This window comes from Singulisphaera acidiphila DSM 18658 (assembly GCF_000242455.2).
GTDB lineage: Bacteria > Planctomycetota > Planctomycetia > Isosphaerales > Isosphaeraceae > Singulisphaera > Singulisphaera acidiphila.
The window spans coordinates 6,485,317-6,504,802 of sequence record NC_019892.1; the positions used below are offsets into that span (position 1 = coordinate 6,485,317).

Annotated in this window: 12 protein-coding genes; 4 read left to right on the plus strand and 8 right to left on the minus strand. The window is 62.4% G+C overall.

Going from position 1 to position 19,486, the window contains the following annotated elements; genetic code table 11:
- Positions 1–126: 126 nt before the first annotated feature.
- Positions 127–684, minus strand: coding sequence for a DUF309 domain-containing protein (locus SINAC_RS25455; protein WP_015248441.1), 558 nt, complete (start codon positions 682–684; stop codon positions 127–129).
- Positions 685–819: 135 nt separating this feature from the next.
- Between SINAC_RS25455 and SINAC_RS25460 the strand changes: the two genes are divergently transcribed.
- Entirely contained in the window at positions 820–2,238 is a 1,419-nt protein-coding gene (locus SINAC_RS25460) for an alkaline phosphatase family protein (RefSeq protein WP_237722753.1), read from the plus strand.
- A 117-nt stretch (positions 2,239–2,355) separates the two neighbouring features.
- Here the strand turns inward: SINAC_RS25460 and asnB are convergent, their stop codons facing one another.
- Both asnB and SINAC_RS25470 read right to left on the minus strand, forming a co-directional pair.
- Positions 2,356–4,332: an asparagine synthase (glutamine-hydrolyzing) gene (gene asnB / locus SINAC_RS25465; RefSeq protein ID WP_015248443.1), complete on the minus strand. Its 1,977-nt coding sequence runs from the start codon at positions 4,330–4,332 to the stop codon at positions 2,356–2,358.
- Between the two features lie 218 nt (positions 4,333–4,550).
- Positions 4,551–5,465, minus strand: coding sequence for a carbon-nitrogen hydrolase family protein (locus SINAC_RS25470; RefSeq protein WP_015248444.1), 915 nt, complete (start codon positions 5,463–5,465; stop codon positions 4,551–4,553).
- 422 nt (positions 5,466–5,887) lie between these two features.
- Here SINAC_RS25470 and SINAC_RS25475 point away from each other — a divergent pair, with 422 nt between their 5' ends.
- Together SINAC_RS25475 and SINAC_RS25480 are read left to right on the plus strand one after the other, a co-directional pair.
- Positions 5,888–6,487, plus strand: a complete 600-nt coding sequence (locus SINAC_RS25475) for a GbsR/MarR family transcriptional regulator (protein ID WP_015248445.1) — start codon at positions 5,888–5,890, stop codon at positions 6,485–6,487.
- Between the two features lie 441 nt (positions 6,488–6,928).
- A complete protein-coding gene (locus SINAC_RS25480; protein WP_015248446.1) occupies positions 6,929–8,005 on the plus strand; it encodes a TlpA family protein disulfide reductase in 1,077 nt (358 codons plus the stop codon).
- 148 nt (positions 8,006–8,153) lie between these two features.
- Here the strand turns inward: SINAC_RS25480 and SINAC_RS25485 are convergent, their stop codons facing one another.
- On the minus strand, positions 8,154–8,360 hold the full coding sequence (locus SINAC_RS25485) for a hypothetical protein (RefSeq protein WP_015248447.1): 207 nt from the start codon (positions 8,358–8,360) through the stop codon (positions 8,154–8,156).
- A gap of 32 nt (positions 8,361–8,392) precedes the next feature.
- On the minus strand, positions 8,393–9,481 hold the full coding sequence (locus tag SINAC_RS25490) for a DUF1559 family PulG-like putative transporter (RefSeq protein WP_015248448.1): 1,089 nt from the start codon (positions 9,479–9,481) through the stop codon (positions 8,393–8,395).
- Positions 9,482–10,397: 916 nt separating this feature from the next.
- On the opposite strand from SINAC_RS25490, the gene SINAC_RS25500 reads away from it, so the two are divergent.
- Positions 10,398–11,486 carry a DUF1559 domain-containing protein gene (locus SINAC_RS25500; protein ID WP_015248450.1) on the plus strand — a complete coding sequence of 363 codons (1,089 nt, stop codon included), beginning with the start codon at positions 10,398–10,400 and terminating at the stop codon, positions 11,484–11,486.
- A 456-nt stretch (positions 11,487–11,942) separates the two neighbouring features.
- On the opposite strand, the gene SINAC_RS25505 is transcribed toward SINAC_RS25500, so the two are convergent.
- From SINAC_RS25505 to SINAC_RS25515, 3 genes are read right to left on the minus strand one after another with little or no spacing between them, the layout of a single operon-like run.
- On the minus strand, positions 11,943–13,436 hold the full coding sequence (locus tag SINAC_RS25505) for a hypothetical protein (protein WP_015248451.1): 1,494 nt from the start codon (positions 13,434–13,436) through the stop codon (positions 11,943–11,945).
- A complete protein-coding gene (locus tag SINAC_RS25510) occupies positions 13,412–15,904 on the minus strand; it encodes an ABC transporter substrate-binding protein (RefSeq protein ID WP_015248452.1) in 2,493 nt (830 codons plus the stop codon). The genes SINAC_RS25505 and SINAC_RS25510 overlap by 25 nt, the downstream gene beginning before the upstream one ends.
- Entirely contained in the window at positions 15,901–19,422 is a 3,522-nt protein-coding gene (locus SINAC_RS25515; protein WP_015248453.1) for an outer membrane protein assembly factor BamB family protein, read from the minus strand. The genes SINAC_RS25510 and SINAC_RS25515 overlap by 4 nt, the downstream gene beginning before the upstream one ends.
- Positions 19,423–19,486: the final 64 nt, after the last annotated feature.

Consider the following 19,486-nt stretch of genomic DNA (forward strand, 5'->3'; position numbering starts at 1 on the left):
AGTCCTGATCGGTGACACAGCCGGCCGCGCTTTCTCTCGAAGGCGCGGCCGGTTCGCGTTTCCGTGGGCGTTGCCCCGAGTCGGTCGTGGGGAGCCTGAATCGTCGCACTCGAATGACGGGGGGCGTCATCCGGCGGGGCACAAACCCGAGGGGGGCCTCGGCGATTGAGGTGCAATGCGGAAGGTGAACACGCGGACGACCGGGTCGTCACGCGAGCCGGAGTCGGAAGGCGGATCGTCGGCGATCTGCTGGGCGGTCTGCTCGAGTTCGCCAAGGTCGAGACCGAGCTGGTTTTGCCCGGCCAGGGTGTGAGCCGAGCGGAAGAGGACGGCGGCGCGTTGAGCGTGGGTCACGACACCTCCCGGCTGCCGTTCCCGAACCTTGACCCCTGCGGCCGCGAGTTTGATCAAGGCGCGGAGGATGTCCGCCGTTGTCCCTTTCCGCCCATGCGCATGCCAGAGCCCTTCCCAGGTCTCGTGGGCTTCCCAGTAATAGCCGGCGTTGAACAGGGCGAACCCGCGAAGGTAGGCGGGGGAGCGGTCCCACGCATCCGCCACGATCGGTGGCTCCGGTTGATGACCACGGCCTGCGGAGTGTCCCTGAGGCGAACTCGTCGGGTGCGGCCAAGGTCCCTTCGGGACGTAGGCATAGGGGGGGAAGTCCTTGTTGGCACTGGCATCCATGACGCTCGACTCCCTGGGCATTTCGGGCTCGCTGGCTTCAATGTTAAACTCTTCCCTGGTTCTCGCGCAGGCCATCAGGACCAATGACGCGGTCGGCGCCCGGCGACCCTCCTGCGTGGGCAAACTCTCGATCGAGTGGATGTCTTGCGAACACCTGCCCTTGCCCCTCTCGTTTTAATCAACGCCGTGGGATTGACCGGTCGGCTCCTCGCCCATGCGCCCTGGCTCCGTGCTCTGGCCGAGGCGGGATGGTCCCGATCGCTTCGTGAAGTCGTTCCTGCCGTGACTTGCACGGCCCAGGCGAGCCTTTTGACCGGGCTTCCGCCGTCAGGTCATGGGATCGTCGGGAACGGCTGGCTCTTCCGCGAAACGGGGGAGGTGCGGTTCTGGCAGCAGTCGAACGCCTTGTTGCAAGCCGAACCACTCTACAAAACTGCCGCGCGGCTGGCTCACGAAGCCGGCCGGCCTTTTCGGTCCGCGCAACTGTTCTGGTGGTTCAACCAAGGAGCGGCCGTCGACATCAGCGTGACCCCGAAGCCGTATTACGGAGCCGATGGTAACAAAGCGTTCGGCATCACCGGCACCCCCGACGGACTGACCGATCGACTCGAACGGGAACTCGGTCCGTTCCCGTTCCGGACCTTCTGGGGGCCTGGGGCCGGCCTCCCTTGCACCGATTGGATTGCTCGCTGTGCCGCTTCGCTCCTGAAGTCGGAGCCCCCCGATCTCAGCTTGGTCTATCTGCCCCATCTCGACTACGAGCCGCAACGCCTGGGACCGTCAAAGTCGGACATGGTCCGCCTGGTCGGGGAACTCGACGCGGCCTGTGTTCCGTTGTTGGATGCGGCTCGTCAGGTGGGAGCGCGGGTTTGGGTCGTCAGCGAGTACGGTCATTGCGACGTCTCGCGTCCGATCCTGATCAATCGCCTGCTCCGCAGCGCCGGGCTCTTGGTTGCGCGTGACGGACCCTTTGGTGAGGCGCTCGACACGTTTCAGAGCCGAGCCATGGCGGTCTGCGACCATCAACTGGCCCATATCTACGTGCGCGACGCCCACGACCTCGAACGGGTCCGCGAACTCCTTCTCGGCCAGCCAGGCGTCGCCCAGGTCCTGGCCGGCGAGTCACGCGGTGAGTGGGGACTCGACCATCCCCGGTCGGGGGAGCTCGTCGCCCTGTCCGAACCGGATGCCTGGTTCGCGTACCCCTACTGGCTCGACGATCGTCGGGCTCCCGACTTTGCAAGGACGGTCGATATCCATCGCAAGCCGGGCTACGATCCGTGCGAGCTCTTTTTCGATCCCGCGCTACGGTGGCCGCAAGGGCGTGCGATGCTCCGCTTGGCGCAGAAGAAGCTGGGTTTTCGCACCCTTTTTGATCTCATCCCGCTGGACGCGACCCTGGTCCGAGGGAGTCACGGCCTTCGCGCCGCGACCCAGGAAGACCGTCCGATCCTGATCGGCGACGGTCCAACTCCCTCGGCTGACGGGACGATCGAGATGGTCGATGCGCACGGCCTTTTGCTTCGCGCACTTGTTCCTGAAGCGGAGGGGTAATGGCCTCGCTTCGCGGGTCCGTGATTGTGCGGGGTGTTGGTCGCCCTTTCCTGGTGATTCCTGGTGGGCAAGGCCCACCAGGAATTCTGAATGACGGCATGGGAAACGTGAGTAAACCTAGGAGGCGACAATCTCAGGAATGTCCGCATTCTTGATTGTGGTCGGTGTCCACGTCGGCAATTCACAGAGCCCGCCGCCACAGAACAGGTGATGCCAGAGCTGGGTGGTGACGACGCAGGTGAGGGCGACGTCGAAGGCCAGGCGGCGCGGTGTGATGCGCGGGATCATCATCTGCCAGCTCCGTTCGCGGGCGACGACCTTCGGGTCGAAGTAGCCGGTTTCGCGGAGCGATTCGGGGCTGAGGAGTTGGTCGACCCAGGAGGGGCGATCGGGGCCGAGGAACGTTTTCGCGAGGCTGGCTCGGAACATCGTTTTGGGACGATTGGCAATCTGAGGCGGAAGTGTTTTCGCAGCCACCTGCCTGAGGATCCACTTCTCGTTCATACCGCGGAGCTTGTAGTCCGGGCTGATCCCCGCGCAGAAGTTGATGACATCGTCGTCGAGGAACGGGTAGCGGGTCTCGACCGACGAGTTCATCGCGATCCGATCGCCCTTGGAGATCATCAAGAGACCGGCGAGCATGACCTTGTAACCGACGTAGAGCGACTGATTCAACGGATGCCAGCGCTCCATTCGGTCATTGGTGAGGCTCAGGTCGGAGTAGGGATCGTGATCGCCCAGGCGGTTCCACATCCGGTCGCTGTAGAGGACGGAGCGGGCCTGGCTGATCAGCTCATACATATCCTGCTGTGCGGGTCTCACTCCGCCGAGGGCGAGCTCTGCCGGCCGATGGGCCGATCCGCCGCCGACCGCTCCCAGCATGAACTTGCGGAACAGCCGAGGGATCGGCGCGCCGATTTTCCCCACGATGGCCTCGCGCACCTTCTGGGTCTTGAACCAGACGTAGCCCGCCAGCGCTTCGTCGGCCCCTTCGCCGGTAAGAGCCACCTTGTAGCCCTGGCCGTGGACCGCCTGGGCGAGGCGCATCAAGGCCGCGCACGAGGTATCCATGATCGGTCCTTCGGCGGCCACCGTCAGCTCGGGGAATGCCGAGGCAATTTGCGCCTTGTCCATCGTCACGGTCGTGAGCTTGGAGCCGAGCACTTGCGCGGCCTCGATCGACTGCGGGCGTTCGTCCGGCCCGGCTTTGTCCAGACCGATCGTGAACGAAGGGACTGCCGCCCCGCGCTGCCGCGAGCTCAGGCCCAAGACAACCGTCGAGTCGAGGCCGCCGCTAATGTAGCTGACGACCGGAACATCGCCCCTCAGCCGCCGCTCGACCGACTGGCGGAGCAAACTCTCGAATTCGTCGATCAGAGGGGCGGGGTCGTCGAGCCGACGCTCGTCGCCCATGTCAGGAAAGTCGAGATCCCAGTACTGCTTGACCTCGACTCGGCCGTCTTTGATTCTCAGGTAGTGACCCGGGGCGAGCGACTTGATCCCCTCAAAATAGGTTCGTGTTGTCCCCGCGCAGAAGAAGGAGAAGAGATGATCGATCCCCTTCGGGTCGGGGGCGGCCGGCACCATGCCCGATGAAAGCAGCGCCTTGATTTCCGAACCCCAGAGCAGCCAGCCGTCGCGCTCGGTGTAGTAGAGCGGGCAGATTCCGACTCGGTCGCGGCCCAGGATCAGCGTGCGATTCTGACGATCCCAGAGGGAGACCGCGAATTGGCCCCGTGCCCGTTCGAACATCCCCTCGCCGTGGTCTTCGTAGAGGTGGACCCAGGCCTCGGTGTCGCACCGGGTCGCCAGGCGATGGCCGCGGGCCAGCAGTTGCTCACGCAGTTCGGGATATTCGAACAACTCGCCGTTGAAGGCCACCCAGATGTCGCCGCGTTCGTTCGGGATCGGTTGCCGACCGCCGGCCAGGTCGATGATCGAGAGCCGGCGCGCTCCCAGGGCGACTCCGGGCTCGATGTGAATATGCTCATCATCAGGTCCACGATGGGCGATCGCACCGGTCATGGCCAGGAGCCGTTGGGCCGGGAACTCTCGCGTACCATTCAGGTCCATAGCACCAGCGATGCCACACATCGTCGAACCCTCATCCGGTTTGTTTCGTGGGATTCAGCCGCCGAGACGAGAAGGCGCTCGGCCCAGAGATGTCCAAGAGGGGGACGTGCCAAGCCATCCAAGCCATTCGCTACGACAACCTCAGACAACTTCCATGTCAAATGTCAGCGGACTTCAGTTGTTTAATGGTAGGAGATCGATCTCGGGCAAGTCAAAGGTGAGCGTCGAAGGGGCGGCGTTCAGCGACCTGCGCCGGCTTGCTCTCCAGTAGACGCAACCGCCGAGAATGCCGATCCAGAGGGTGCCGAGCCGGAAGAGGAAGCCACGCGGGCCGAGGGGGACGTAGAACGCCACGATTTGAGTCCTCGATGAGAGTGAACGGTCAGTGCGGACAGTAAAACTTGTTCCTCGACACCGGCCAGGACCGTCGCGCCGTGGAGCCCGTCGCTGATGCTGCTGAGGCCGGCGAACCGATCGGCGATCCACTCTTTGATGACCGGAATCATCGTCTGGGTGGAACCACATTGGTTCGCGAACACGACGGGGATCCCCAGGTCATAGGCAACCTTACCTGGTATTGCGCCCGAGAGCGGGCCGACGTGGCCGAATAGCCAATGTTTTTTTCCGGTCTCGCGGTCCGCGAAGTCGGGCCAGGCGGCCGAGACGATCGCTAGATCGATCCGATCGCGATAATGGTGCCAGACCCGGCGGTAGATCATATCGGCACAGACCGCAAAGCCGATCCGCCCCCAACGCGTTGTCACGATCAACGGATCACGGCCTGGTTTGAACCGGAAACGCTCCCAGAAAACGAGGTTTCGCTTCCGGTAGATGTGGGTTTCCCCCTCGGCCGTGACATACGCGATGGAGTCGTAGAGGTGCCTTCCCTCCCGCTCGACGAAGCCGGCGGCGATGTCCATCCGCCACTGCCGGCTCCGCTTCCGGAGGTACTCCAAGGTGGGGCCATCCCGACCTTCGGCATAAGGCGTGAAGTCGGGACAGAGGCCATAGCCCGTGTTGAACAGTTCGGGCAGGACGGCCAGTTCCGCACCCCCCTCATAGGCCTGGCGCAGCATCGCGTCGGCCCGCGCGACATTGTCGGCGACTCGAAGAGGCTCGGAGGTCATCTGAATCGCAGCGGCGACGATTTTCATGGTGGTTCACCCCCGCATCCATGAGGATGGCGAACAATGTGGTCGGAGGAAGCGCAATCAGGGCAAGCGGGCCAGGTTGTCCGTTCGGAACGGCGACCAGGTGAGAGCAGGTCGCCTCTCCTCATCCTGTATCATCGGCGGGAACCAGGCTGTCGCAGGGAAGGTTTTTTCAGGTTGAGGCTAGTCTCACGTTTTTGTGCCTCACTCTCAAATGATGCGGATCGTGGTGCGGCAGCCTGGAACGCAAGGCCGGAACCTCAGCGACCTACTGTTAACCCATTTCGAAACGTCCGAGAAGATCAACTCAAGAAAAAAAGGCTCAAAGCCCGAGCCCCCCGGTCGAGAGTTCGGGGAAACGGCCCATTCTCTTGTTGAGCCAGCTACTTCGGAGTATTATTTCTGAAGAAACTGTTTGAGCAGACATGGCGGTACATCCCGTGACACTGACTCCTGCTGCACAGAAGTTCGTACTCCACTGGGGCGAGATGGGCCAGGCCTGGGGGATCAACCGGACCATGGCCCAGGTCCATGCCTTGTTGTTCGTTGCGCCCCAGGCTCTTGACGCGGAAGAGATCAGCCGGCTCCTCGATGTGAGCCGCTCGAACGTGTCGACGAGCTTGCGCGAACTGATTACGTGGGGGGTGGTTCGCCGTGTCCACATCATCGGCGATCGCCGCGACCGCTTCGAGGCGCTCAAGGACGTCATGGAGACGTTCAGGGTGATCATGGCCGAGCGGAAGCGGCGCGAGATGGATCCCACGATCGCGCTCTTGGAGCATTGCGTCCACGAGGCTGAGTCCGGCGGCGATGCCGAGGACTACACCCGCGAGCAACTCGAGAAAATGCTCGAGTTCACCCGGATGGTGACCACCTGGTACAGCCAGATCGATCGCTTGTCGACCCCCGCACTCCAGCGCTTGTTCCGAGGTGGGGCGAAGCTGGCCACCCTGTTCGGAATTTCGGGCACGCCGGCTCCCGAAACGGCCGAAGCCAAAACCGGGAAAAAGTCGGCGACAGGCTAATAAGCGGGTCATTGGGTTTGCCTATTACCAGAAGTGAGTCTCGCAGCCTGGCGAAAGGGAATGCGTGCGCATGCCCTGAACCGTCGACCCGGTGGCGACACTCCCGTTGACGCTACCGACGAGCAACTCGCTTCCCACCTCACCCTACCCCATTCGAAACGGCGTCGGTGCCGCATTCCAGTGTCGGGCCGCTGCCTCCGACCAGCCAATAATCTGGCTGATGCACTCCGGGGACTGACCGTCCAATGCCCGCCGTTTGAAGCTCTGGGCGATTTTAAACAAAATACACCTGCCTGTGCATGTAGTGGTGCGATGCTGTGTAGTGAGCGATCCCGAAATCCAACCGGTTCTCGTGAATCACTCAAGACATCCTTTCTTGCGGGTCGTTGACCCGGTAATGTCAGCATGGGCTTACCTGATTTTCCGATGGAGGTGGTATCCATGCTGCTCCTCGCATTCTGCCTTATGCTCGCTGAGCAACCGTTGTCAGACCAGATCACCCGGATGGGATCGGATTTCGCGGCGCTGGAGAAACAGTTCGATGAAGAATTAACGGCGGCGAAGAGGGATCAGGAGCTAATCACAAAAGCGAACGACGACCATCGGAAAAGGTGGAAGAAAGCGGCTGATGACTTGAAGGAGTTAATCAAGCGGCATCCCGATGACCCGGCCTCCATTGATGGCCTTCTCCTACTCGTCGGGGGTATGCGCATTACGCTCGACAAAGAATTGCGCGAATTGGCCCTGCGGAGTTCTCGAGACGCGCGTATGGGGCAACTATGCTTCCACCTGAGGTATCGAGGCGGGGAACCCTGGGCGGAGGAGATCGTCAAAGCCGTTGCAGAATCCAACCCAAGCAGCGACGTGCGTGGCCAGGCGGTGTTCTGCCAAGGCTTCCAGTGCTACGAGGCTGCATTTCCTTACGGACGTTCCGTACCCAAGGAGGAACGCGATCCCCTGGTGGAGCGGGCGCGTGGCTTCTTCACCGAGGCCGTCGCGAAGTACGCTGACGTAAAGACCCCGGACGGCAAGTCTACGATCGGGTTGAAGGCGACGCACGAATTGAAGCGCCTCGACAACCTTCCCAATCTTAAGGTCGGTGGGATTGCCCCCGAGATCGCTGGCGAAGACCTGGAGGGAAAGTCGCTGAAACTCAGAGATCACCAGGGCAAGGTCGTCATGTTGGTCTTCTGGGGCTCTTGGTGCGGCCCGTGTATGGCGATGGTGCCGAAAGAGAAGGAGCTTTGGGAGCGATATCGCGACAAGCCCTTCGCCCTACTCGGCGTCAACTGCGGCGACACCCTGAAGGTGGCGAAGAAGACCGTAGCCGACAGGCACATGGGCTGGCCGTCCTGGTACGACGGGGAGGAACTCCGTGGACCCATCGAGACGGACTACGACGTGCCGCATTGGCCGAGGGTATATCTCATCGATGCAAAAGGCGTGATTCGGTACATCGATGTGCATGATAAGAAACTGGAGGAGGCGGTGGAGACGCTGCTGGCAGAGGCAATGTGAGATGTGAGCCGGGGTGTAAGCCATCGGTTCACGCTGTCGTCGGCGACCCTCACAGGGGGTGGCCTCTGGGAGATCAGATCTCGATCCCAGAGCCACCCAACCTTCGTCGACAGGAGGGGGGGAAACAGCGTTGGCTGCACCTGGATCGTCAGCGGCTTTTGCCCGCCGGGGCCTCGCTCTTCTGGTAGGCCCGTTCTTCGTCAGCGACTCGGGCTGCATCGGCCTTGGCTGTTGCGATATCCTCGGCGCTCAGTGGGGCGTTGGCGGCCGCGTCGGTGGATGAGGAATTGCCGCAGCCCACGAGGGCCAGGCACGGGAGTGACAGAAGGGACGCCAGGAAAAATCGGACTCTCATCGCAGTTCACCTTGAATCAGAATTTCTGTGAATCAATATTCGTCTGAACTGATGGGCTCGTTATCGTCGATGACCGCCAGCTTGCGGAAGGTGGTCGCATTCACGGTGAACTTGATAAATTTGACGGAGCCGTCACCGAACACCGCATTGATGCCGCCTGAGTGAGGACCACCGAAGTTCCTCCGCCAGATCGTGGCCCCTTCATCGGGCTTGGGAGGACTCGCATAGGCGTTGCACTTCCAAGGGCTTGCGTTATCGGGAACAGGTACGAAATGCGCGCGGACGCAATCCTCGTCCCAACCCGAGTTCTGCCAGTACTCGTTGTCGCCCCCTTCGTTGCCGAATCCCTTCGGGGACATGGACTTCTCGGCGCAGAGGATCGAGGTCGAAGTGCCATCCTTGAAGTCGGCTAACATTCGCTTGATCCCTGAGCCACCCCAGATGATGGCCCCTTTATAGCCGGCAACGTTGCCCTGGTTGATGGCGGTATAGTTGGTCACCGTCGCACCGAGACCATTGGGAGGGGCAGGCTGTGTCGATGTCGGGGCGCAATTGATGGCCAAGCCGGTTCGGAATCCTTGGCATCCGGCGTAGTCGTTCCGGGATTGGGCCGCGACCGTTGCAGAGGCAACGCCACTCACATAACGCTCGTTTACCCGCCGCGACGGACAGTAGTAGCCTCCAAGTGCCGCCTGCGCGACGGGCGACTCACCGTTCAAGACCTTGTCTCGGGTTGCCGCGGGCGGCACGCTGAAGTTCGCCAGGTTGTAGAGTTGCTGCTGCTCGATGAAGGGCAAAATCTTGAAGAAGTGGTTCCAACCCTCAGGCCCATTCGCGTCGCAGCAGGCCCACGCCGTACTTTCCTGACCGTCATAAGGCCCTTGGGGAAGATGGCCGTTAGCTGACTCGAAGTTCATGAATCCCAGGCCGATTTGCTTGAGATTATTGGTGCATTGGGCGCGTCGGGCGGCTTCGCGTGCGGCTTGCACGGCGGGGAGGAGGAGTCCGATCAACACGGCGATGATGGCGATAACGACCAGGAGTTCAATGAGAGTAAAACCCGAGCGCCGAGGTGTCGCCGAAGGATTACTTTCAATTGGCACGACCGCTGCAATGTTCATCCCACTCCTCATCACATAAACCGAAAATCATTGACCATCCGAGAACACACTCAAACTGGTCGATGTCTCAGACTAAGCTTATCTACGATGAATGAAATGGAGATTGGTGATTGGTTAAGATTGTGAGAAGTCCGTTCGGTCGGTCGAATCTTTTTGAGAATAAATGCTGATTTTATATGTTTGATGCCGGGTGCCGCACGGATCATGGAGAGGGAGTCCACTGTTCTGAACGGGCCAGCGAGTCGTTCGGAACCCGCCCCAACGGAGCGTGTCAAGCAACGCAACTCGACGCCGCCTTGAAGCAATTGAAGCCGCGTGAGGCTTTGCGGGTTGCTTGAAACCTCCAGGCTCGCCTTGCGCCAGCAGGGTCTGACGCTCGAAAAGGTGAGCGTGCACGCGAGCGGATGGGACCGACCCAACGTGCAGACGAAGCACGCTCGTTCCGCGGAAAAGGTGTGGGCCGTGACGAAAGGGCCTGTTTTGCAAGGTACGTGACCGGATCGAAATGGTCATCGTCTTCGACGCAGGGGTGGACAGCCCCTCAAATCGCCATGCCTTTAACTACCGCGGCCAGACTATTTGCGGTGTGCTCCACGCTTTTCTGGCCCACGACCTCGAGCCGCTCGGCCCGTTTCGCTTCGGGTCAGACAGGAGTGTCGATTTGTTATATGAGGGTATTTGTGAATGGTTGGGTTGCGAAATCGTGGCTTCTGGCTCCGAAGAGTTTAGGCTTGTCTCATGATTGTGAAGTTTTCGTGGTGTCCTGGAGGAAATGGCGCGAAGTTTATAGGAAAATTAAATGAAAATTGTCGTTATGTGAAAATGATGTTGACGTTGTTTGGAGCGTCGCCCTATGGTTGTTTACGAAGCAATTAGGCTTTTTCGATTATCTCCTTTTTGTTGTAGGACACGCTCCATGATCCCTGATCGTCGTCGCGGATTCACTCTGATTGAGCTATTGGTGGTGATCGCGATCATCGCCGTGCTCATCGCGCTGCTGCTTCCGGCGGTTCAGTCGGCGCGGGAGGCTGCCCGACGTATGCAATGTATCAACAATCTCAAGCAAATCGGTCTCGCAAGTCATAACTACGAGAGTACGAACGGGGCCTTTCAGCCCTCGAACATCATGCAGGAGGGGAAATATCCGACCGTTGCTTGGACGAATAACTGGAGCGCACTGGCGAAGGCCTTGCCGTTCGCCGAGGGAGGTGCGGCCTACAATGCAATGAACTTTACGGTCAAGGATAGCCAGAATTCCAATACGACAATTTGTGGCCTCCTGATCAGCATGTTCGTCTGTCCGAGCGATCCCAATACGCGGGCGTTCAACGATGGTGGGACCGTCTTCGGCGCAACGAACTACGGTCCCAACGACGGCGATTGGTACGTCTTTAGTTGGCCCGATACACCCACTTCTCAGATCGGCTCTGGCGGTGGAACGCCATCGCGCGGGGCGTTCGCAGTGAACCAGGCTCGGAGCATCGCGCAGTTCGTCGATGGAACATCGAACACGATCTTGTTCTCCGAAGTGAAATCGTTTCAGCCTCGGATCAAGTGCGGCAGTCTGTTCAGTGGCATCAGTAGTTCCGCCCCAACCAGTTTCCCTGGGCCGAACGACCCGCTTCCCGCACAATATACGAGTTGTGGTGTCCCCGATAACAAATTCCACTCGCGCTGGTCGAATGGAGGCGTGTACCACACGGGCTTCACGACGGCTTGGCCTCCCAACAAAAGCACCACGACGAACGTTCCGGCGGGCACGGTCTTCACCTTCCCCGGTCCGCCCTCATCGGGCCCGATCGACGTCGACATCATTAGCGCGAATGAGAACGATGGCGGCCCGACGTATGCGGCCTTCACCAGTCGGAGCTATCACTCAGGCGGGGTGAACACCCTGTTTGCCGACGGGAGCGTCAAGTTCATCAAGAGCAGCGTTAATGGCACGACCTGGCGTGCACTCGGCACACTCGCGGGAGGCGAGGTGATTAGCGCAGATGCGTATTGATCTCGATTTCTAAGTGGTGCATCAGAGAAAAGTCACCTGATTGACGCCAGGTACGGCGGCGACCCTGGGTCGGCGTTGTACCTGGTGGCGGCGACCCGGGCCCCAGATGAACCGGTGACGGTGCTGGTTCCAGCAGACCGTCGCCGTCGCGACCGCCTCACACACCTCTTCCCGGATTTGTGAACCGCCGCCTCTTCAGCGCCAGCGTGATCGGAACATCTTCCACCACGGTTCGATCAGGTTGCGAGGGGCGATGTACTTTCGGTTGAAAGACGACCTCCCAATGAGGGGCCGACCACCTCGGCTTTGGGGCGGTAACTTACTGAGTTGACTTGTCCGCGAAGCCGTCCCGACGGGCGGTTTCGCGGCAGCCCCGGAGATGCGCCCGTTGATATCCAAGAGTGCAGCCGTGGGAAAGAGTCGTCAACACCGTCGGCCTGCGATCGCAATCGTTGGTCAAGGGTTGCGGGGTGGTTGCGCGGCGGCTTTCTTCCGGGCGGCGGCCTTGGCCTGAGCCGCTGCCGCGTCGCGGGACGCCTGGAGTGCCTCGGAGTAGCTTCGGACGATTTCGTCGTCGAGGTAGCGGTCGATCAGCGCCTGGATTTCCGCGATTTGCGCCTGGGCGGTTTTCGTCAGGATCGCGGTCTTGGAGAGCGCCTGTTGCCGGGCGGCATCCTCCTTGAGTTTCGTGAGCTTGGTCGCAAGGCTGTCGCGAGGAGTCAGCTTGGTGAACTCGTTTAGGGTCGATTCGACCCCGGCCCAGTCTTCGCCTTCGGCTCGCGCCTTGAGGCGAGCCTCCAGCCGGGCTCGAATGGCCACCAGGTCGATGACCGCGTCACGGAGGGAGTCGAGCTGGGCTTCGAGCACGGCGGTGGCGGGCTTTGGGACGAACGGGATCGTGCGTTCCGTGGCCGATTCGCCTGGCATGAGCGGCAATTCGACCATCGGTTCGACGTTGCCGGCCAGAAGCCGGAGCACGACGAGTTCGTTGGAGAAGCCGGGTTCGAGGATGATCCTCCCTTGGCGGTCGGTGATGCCCACCTCGCGGGAAGGCCCGTCGGGTAAGGTCCGGATGGTCAGGACGTAGCCAGCGGCGGGCGTCATGTCCGGGCGTGTGACGAACTTGAGCCGGGTGGGGCGGTCTGCCGGTTTCGCGCCGAGGGCGATCAGCTTGTTCTTGCGTGCGATCCGCTGGGTGAACGGGTCTTTGAAGGCGCTGACGATGGTGCAGTGGGCACGCGCGCCTTCAAGCTTTTCGACTCGCAAGTAGGAGAAGGGGAGATTCATGATCCGGGGCGAGCCGTTCGGCTGAAACACGAGTCGGACGGGCTGAAAGACCGAACCTGGTCCGACGACGCGACCGGCCGGACTGGCGGGTTCGATGGCTGCGCCGCGGACGGCGAGCGTCGCGCCTCCGGCTTCATGACCGACCAAGTCGGCGATCGGACTGAACAGGTCGAGCGCGAGGTGCAACAGTTCTCTAGGGAGGTCATCGACGATCGGTACGGGGCGTTGAAGGGTTGGGCCCAACCGGCCCGTGCTGACGTCGAACTCGCGCCCGGAGAGGGAGTAGCCGGTCTTGGCGGGCTCGAGCCGGATGACCCAGACCTTGTCGCGGTCGGCAGAAAGTGAGGCGAAGTTTTTGGCTTCGAGCAATTCCAGCGGACCTGCTAGGTCGGTTCCTTGATCCTTGGCGATGCTCAGGTCCCAGGGGGCTCCGACGAATCGGTGCACCAAGGCAATCCAGTCGGTGAGGAGACGATCACGCGAGCGGGTATCGAGCCGCGTTCTCGGATCGATCCGGATCGCGGCCTCAATCCGGTAAGGTAGGCTCTCGGTCGGCGGCTCGATCTTGTCGGCAGGCGCTCCGATCGCTTCGGCCCCCAACAACGCCATCATTGCCAGCGCCAGAGCATGCGCCGCGGTCACCACGGGTCGACTGCGAACCACGGTTCGATCTCCCACGACTCGATCCCTTCGTAGAGTTTGCCGGTGGCCTCGGTGGGCCCTTTCAAGCGGGTTCGCCAGGCGTAGTGGTCTTCGAGTTGCCAGAGAGGCAGCACGGGGAGCTCGTCGCGGCTCTCGCGATCGATCTGGATTGCGATCCCGCGCGCGGTGGGCCACTCGGAACTGCGTTCGAGCTCGAGGAGGAGTTGGAGGATTCGCGGGCTGGCGACCGAGGCGAGTGTCCCGACGGCCGAAGGCGCATCGTACCCTGGGCAGAGGTACGCTCCCAGTTCCAGGACCGGTTCGTCGGATCGCGACGCGCGATAGGCCAGATCAAATTTCCGGCCTGCACGTAGCTCCGCCTCCAACTCCGACTCGCGCCGCTCGACGGGGACGAGGGTAACGCCAACGAGCTTGAGGGCTTCGACCAGCTTCGGGACGACGGCCTGAGCCTCAGGGATCGAGGGATACTCGAGTGTGAGTTTGATTGGTCCCGCCTCCAACTCCTTCTTGGCAGCGGCCACGAGCATCGCCGCGAGGAGCGGGTCGTAGCCCAGGGGGAGGACGTCGGGCGCATCGGCGATCGTCCCTTTGACGAAGGGGCCGTCGGAGACGAGGTTGACCGCATCGGGGGGATGCTTCAAGAGCGTTTCTTCCAGGAGCATGCGGCGATTGATCGCATAGGAGAGTCCGCGCCGGAGCGCCCGGTTGCGAAGCATGGGATTGCGACCGTCGAGGGCAATTCGGTGCATTGAAGGGGTCGAGTAGCGACCCACCTTGAGCTCGGGACTCGCGGTCAAGGCGGGAAGCCGGTTGGCAGGGACGTGCTCCAGAAGGCTGATCTCACCACGGACCAAGGCGCCGAGGGCCGACTGCGCATCTGCGTATCGGGTCTCGCGGATCCTCCGCAGCTTGGTTCCGCCCGGGGATTCCGACCGATCCGAGGCGTGGAGTTGGACCTCGTCGGCGGTTGCTGTCGCCAGTTCGAACGGTCCGTCACTGACTAGCCGCCGGCCCTGATCACCGGTCGCCACTCGACCGTCCCAGCCGCCATGGGCCGGACCGACCGGATCAAGGAGCCAGGAGTTCGGCTTTAGCAAGGCGCGATTCAAGCGGAGCTCGACCTGTGTGGGATCGGGCACTTCGACCCGTTCGATGGATTCGGCCCAGCGGGCGTTGTACTGAGGAGAGGCCGGTTCGGTGCGGTCGGTGAAAGCGCGAGCGATGTCATTGGCCGATACCGACCGGGAGCCGTCCGACCAGTTGATACCAGGGCGAAGCTGAATCACGATCTTTCGCCCCAGGTTCGAAGACTCGATACCCGCCGCAAGCTGACCGGGGCGATTCCCTTCGGCCGACTCATTGTCGTCGCGAGCGAGGATCGGCACATAGAGCAGGCGGGAGACGCGATCGTCGGCGGGGGAGTGGATCCAGGGGCCGACGGGGCGGGGGATGTCGATGACGCCGACGTCAAGAGTCGGCATTGATGTGAATGCGGCGGGGTAGGCCCGGCTCGCCTCCTCGAATTTGGGCCAGACGCGGAGGGCTTCGACCAGGGCGTCGAGTCGCGCGGGACCTTGCTGACGCATCGCCTGCTCGGTGAGTTGCCTGGCGCGGCTGACAAACCGTTCGCGGACTTCGCCGACGACCGGATGATTCGGCGCCAGCGGCTCGAGGTCATGGAGGATTTTCCGCCCCAGGGCATATAGGCCGAGCTCGAAGGCGCGATCGGCCCGGGTACCGTAGGCCTTGGCCAGTTTGTCGGCGAGCTCGGGATAGTCCGGTTTGCGACCGAAGAGTTCGCGGAGGAGTCGTAAGCCGCGCTCCCCGTCTCCGTCGAGGAGTGCTGCGCTGCCTTCCTCGAACAGGAGGCGATTGACCCGGTCGTCGAGCCCGACCCAGCCAGGTTCGCGGGTCTGCACGCGGAGGAAGCATTCAAACGCCTTGGCATAGTCTCGGGTGGCGAGCCAGCGGTCTCCCTCGGCCAGCAGCAAGTCCTCGAAGTATTCCACTTTCTTGATGGTGCCCCGCTTCACCTTGAAGTCGCGGATCTCGCCCTCGACAAGATGCAGCGAGACCTGGCTGGCGACTTCTGCGGCTTTTTCCGCCTCCCCGGGCATGACGACTTTGGACTTGGAACCCGGCAGGCCGATGTTGCCCTCGGCAGGGGGACGAAACGCCTGCTTCTGCTTCCGCTCCTTCTCGGCATCGTAGGGGGGCAGGGGCCTTGGGCTGACCGGATCGACGATGAGAACGGTCCCATCAATGAGCGTGACCCGGTCGAACGGCGTCGAGCGGAGTAAGTCAGGCTTGGCTCCGCCACCTGGCGGATTCTGGCCGAGGACCGGAGTGGGGATACCGCCAATGCCGAGAACGACGATCAGCGTGCTGATCCCGAGCGAGACGACCTGTCCCGGTCTCCCGCTTCGGATTAACTCAAGCCAGGTTGTCATGTTTTGAAGCGGTCTCATGGGCTGGTCGACGGCTTCCCGCCCGATTCCTTCTGAAGACTGAAAGCGCGAACCGTTCCATTGGCTACGGGAACGACCAGATCGGTGCCGTTGGTCTGCAAGTCGCCAGCCGGAAGCAGGTCCAACTCGACCCGATCGAGGGGCGAACCGTTGGCCAGGGCGAGACGATGCAGCGAGCCATCCTGTGTCAGGAACCACGCGGAATCATCCAGGATTGCGGGAGCCGAGGCGGCGACTGTTCCGCGAAGCTTGGTCGTCCAGATCCTCTGTCCGTCGGCTCCGAAGGCAGAAACGCCGCCGCCGAGGTCGGTGGCGAAGACCAGGCTACCGACGGAGGTCGGGAAGATCGCGAGCGGCGATTCGACGGGCCAGGCGCCGACCGGGCTGAGGTCGCGCGCGGCGAGTGCGCGGATCCGCCCGTCGGACGTTGCCAGCACCACCGCCGATCCGGTCGAGGCTGGGTCAGCGAGCAAGCTCGCTCCGAGGGCGACCTCGGCTGAGGCGACCAGTCGCGGTCTGGGATCATTGACCACGGTCAGCCGGCGCACCTTGCCCGCGTCGTCGATCAGGACCACCGCATCGTCGTCGAGCCGGGCGGGAGCAAGCCAGGACGTGGTGTGGGTGCGATCGAACGTAGGGACGAACGGCTCAGCCTTTGATTCTCCCGTGGTCGGATCGATCAGGTAGGCGCGGCCGTCGCTGCCCGGAATGAGGACGTTGCGCCCCCAGGCCAAGGGGGCCGCCCCCAACGTGATCGGGAGCTCGATCGGTTGGAACGGCCCGCTCTCACGGCTGACGAGGAGTTGTCGCGCATTTGGTCCGGGCACGAGGATGGTGAGTCCCTCCTCTTCAATCCGGCGCTCGACGCTGGCTGGGATCCGGAACTCGCCGGGACGTGGCAAGGGGGACTCGAGGAACCCTCCCGCCTTGAGTTGGCTCGCGGGGATCTGGATTCTTTGCCCGTCCATCCCGAGCGTCGTCAATTCCTCGCCTTGAGCCCTGGTTTGCAAGGCCAGGGGCCAGCCCGAACCGAGGACGGTCTGCCAGCGGACGGTCCCCGTCCGGGGATCGACTCCCCAGAGTGAAACGCCTTGTTTTTCAACGTACTGCTGAGTGAAGACGACGTCATTGCCGGCGACCTGGAGTGGGGCCAGGGCGGGCCCTGCGCCGGCCAGCGACCAGATCTTGTCGAGGGCCCCTTTTTCGACCGACAGGTCGTATCGACCGGGACGGCCGCCTGAGAGCCAGATCTCGTGCTCGGAGCGGGCAAACGCGAAGGCGGGGCCGGAGGGCTGACCATCTGCGGTGACCTGGGAAATGAGCCGGAACGGCTCCTTTTCTCCGTAGTCGCCGATCGCATAGGCGGCGACTCCCGCCCGATCACCCGTGGCCCAGATGATCGATCCGGATGCCGCCGGAGTCCCCCAGGTCCAGCCCGGGATTGGGATCTGCTGCCCCTGACGGATCCGGGCACCGTCGTCTTCAAGAACGCAGACGCGCCAGCGGCCCTCGGTGAGCCCATGATTCTCAGGGATGACGAGGAATCGCCCCAGTCGTGCGGGAGCGCAGGGGAGCGAGCCGGGCGCATGCCCAAGATACTCCACGGACTCGCACGAGACGGGGTCTCGTTTCAGGACGAACAAGCAGTCCTGGTTGGCGAGTATGTAGAGATACTGCCCCGACTCGTCGCTGACCGGCGTTCTCGTCAGCGGCAGACCGAGCCGATAAGTCTCGCGGAGTTCGCCGCTGACGAGGTCGAGGACGGAGACGTTCCCGTCGGGCGCCGCCTGAATGACCTGGTTGCCGAGCACCAGGGGAGGGGCCTGGATGGGGCCACCGAGCCCTTGCCGCCAGATCAACTCCCCGGTCTTGGCGTTGAGCTTGACCAGCTCTTCGTGGCGCGCGTCGAACACCAACACCGTGGTGCCGCCGGAAATCGCCAAGGGGGGAAAGGGGGAGGAGAGGCCGACCGGCACCTGCCAGAGCGGTGCGCCGGAGTCGCCCCTGATTCCGTAGGCGTAGCCGTCGGCCAGAGCGAAGACGTAAGGCTCTGTGGCCAACGCCGCTGGGGTCGAATCGCTCTTCTTTGACCGGAGCACAAAGCTGGTGGGGGGGCCCAGTGGATCAGGATGAGGCTCGGTCTCGGCCGGACGGCGGGACGAGTCGAACGTGACCCCGCGACGGATCAGGTCGTTGGCGCGGGTCATTCGCGCGATCAGGTCGCGATCGCCGGCGAGGTCGGCGTACTGACGGACGAGAGCATCACGGGCTTTATAGACATCGCTGGCCGAGCCTGCCTTGATCGCGGCGTCCATGGCGGCCAGGGACGCCGCGCGGATCGCACTCTTGCGGACGGCCGCTCGGGCCAGATTGATCTTGGCTGGCAGCTTTGATCGGTCCAATTGCAGCTTCGCACCGCTCCCCGCGACCTTGGCATGAAGCGCCAACGCCGACTCCGCTTCGACCAAGGTTTTGGCATCGGCGGTCGCTTTCGCTCGGTCGGCAAGCGCCTCTCCAGTCTTGAGTACCAGTTCGGCCAGTTCGGTGCTCGAATCACGATAGGCAGGCTCGTTGCCGACCTGGTCGAGCATCTCACGCTCGGCAGGTAAGGCGTTTGACCACGAGGCGCCTGTATTTGAGGTGTACTGCCGGACGTTCGCCAACGCACGAAACACACGAGCCTTACTGTCCTTCGCGTCATCGCCCGACTTCCTGGCGAGAAACTCGTCAAAACGGCGGATCGCGTTGCGGTAGTCGCCGTCCTCGAGGCTCTCCACGGCCCGGTGAAACAGGCGTGTGGTAACGGTTCGAGCGATGATCGTGTTGAGCAAAAACCCGAGTACGACCAGGGCGACTACCGCGATGGCCAGTCCGAAGACGAGCGGTGAGGTGAGTACGCGCTCTTCGCCCGGTGCGACCTGGGCTGAGAAGATCCGCTTGAAGAGACCGCGAATGCCCTGTTTTGCCGTTGTCGGCTTGGCATTCGCTTGGGGCTTACTTCGCTTATGACGGCGCTTGTCACGCCCGCGAGTCTGCGCAGGGAGGGACTCGATTTCCAACGAAGGAGGGGCCACCTCCAGGTCTTGGAACAACTCGTCCCGCTCGAGAGTGCTCGGGCTCTTCCGTCGCGAACGCGGTAGCGGCAGTGGCTGTGCGGGTGACATCGCCGGGGAGGAGACGAATGGCGCGGGTTGGATCCGTGTCTTGTCGTCTTGGGGAAGATCCTCATCGGCGTGGATCATGAAGATCCGACAAGGGCCGACCACGATCTCGTCCCCTTGGCGGAAACTCGACGACGCCATTCGCCGGCCGTTGACCTCGATCGCGCCGGCGTCGGGGGAGGCGTCGGCCTTGTACCGGCTTGTTTTCCAACGCAAACGCCCGTGGAACGGCAGCACGCCTTCCCCGTTGAGCACGATCTCACACTTCGGGCTCGAGCCGAATAGAACCGTCTGCTCACGTGTGATCGTGAGGCGTTGAACTCGTCCTTGACCGTCGTGGACTTCGAGCGTGGCCATGCGGACTCGTCAAACCTTGGGGGACGCGGGAATGAGACTGTGTCGTCTGGTTTCCCGAGGTTGG

Excerpts from the sequence above, each read along its gene's own strand:
- SINAC_RS25455 (WP_015248441.1), bottom strand. The coding sequence starts at position 684 with ATGGATGCCAGTGCCAACAAGGACTTCCCCCCCTATGCCTACGTCCCG.
- asnB (WP_015248443.1), bottom strand. The coding sequence starts at position 4,332 with ATGTGTGGCATCGCTGGTGCTATGGACCTGAATGGTACGCGAGAGTTC.
- SINAC_RS25470 (WP_015248444.1), bottom strand. The coding sequence starts at position 5,465 with ATGAAAATCGTCGCCGCTGCGATTCAGATGACCTCCGAGCCTCTTCGA.
- SINAC_RS25475 (WP_015248445.1), top strand. The coding sequence starts at position 5,888 with ATGGCGGTACATCCCGTGACACTGACTCCTGCTGCACAGAAGTTCGTA.
- SINAC_RS25480 (WP_015248446.1), top strand. The coding sequence starts at position 6,929 with ATGCTGCTCCTCGCATTCTGCCTTATGCTCGCTGAGCAACCGTTGTCA.
- SINAC_RS25485 (WP_015248447.1), bottom strand. The coding sequence starts at position 8,360 with ATGAGAGTCCGATTTTTCCTGGCGTCCCTTCTGTCACTCCCGTGCCTG.
- SINAC_RS25490 (WP_015248448.1), bottom strand. The coding sequence starts at position 9,481 with ATGAACATTGCAGCGGTCGTGCCAATTGAAAGTAATCCTTCGGCGACA.
- SINAC_RS25500 (WP_015248450.1), top strand. The coding sequence starts at position 10,398 with ATGATCCCTGATCGTCGTCGCGGATTCACTCTGATTGAGCTATTGGTG.
- SINAC_RS25510 (WP_015248452.1), bottom strand. The coding sequence starts at position 15,904 with ATGAGACCGCTTCAAAACATGACAACCTGGCTTGAGTTAATCCGAAGC.
- SINAC_RS25515 (WP_015248453.1), bottom strand. The coding sequence starts at position 19,422 with ATGGCCACGCTCGAAGTCCACGACGGTCAAGGACGAGTTCAACGCCTC.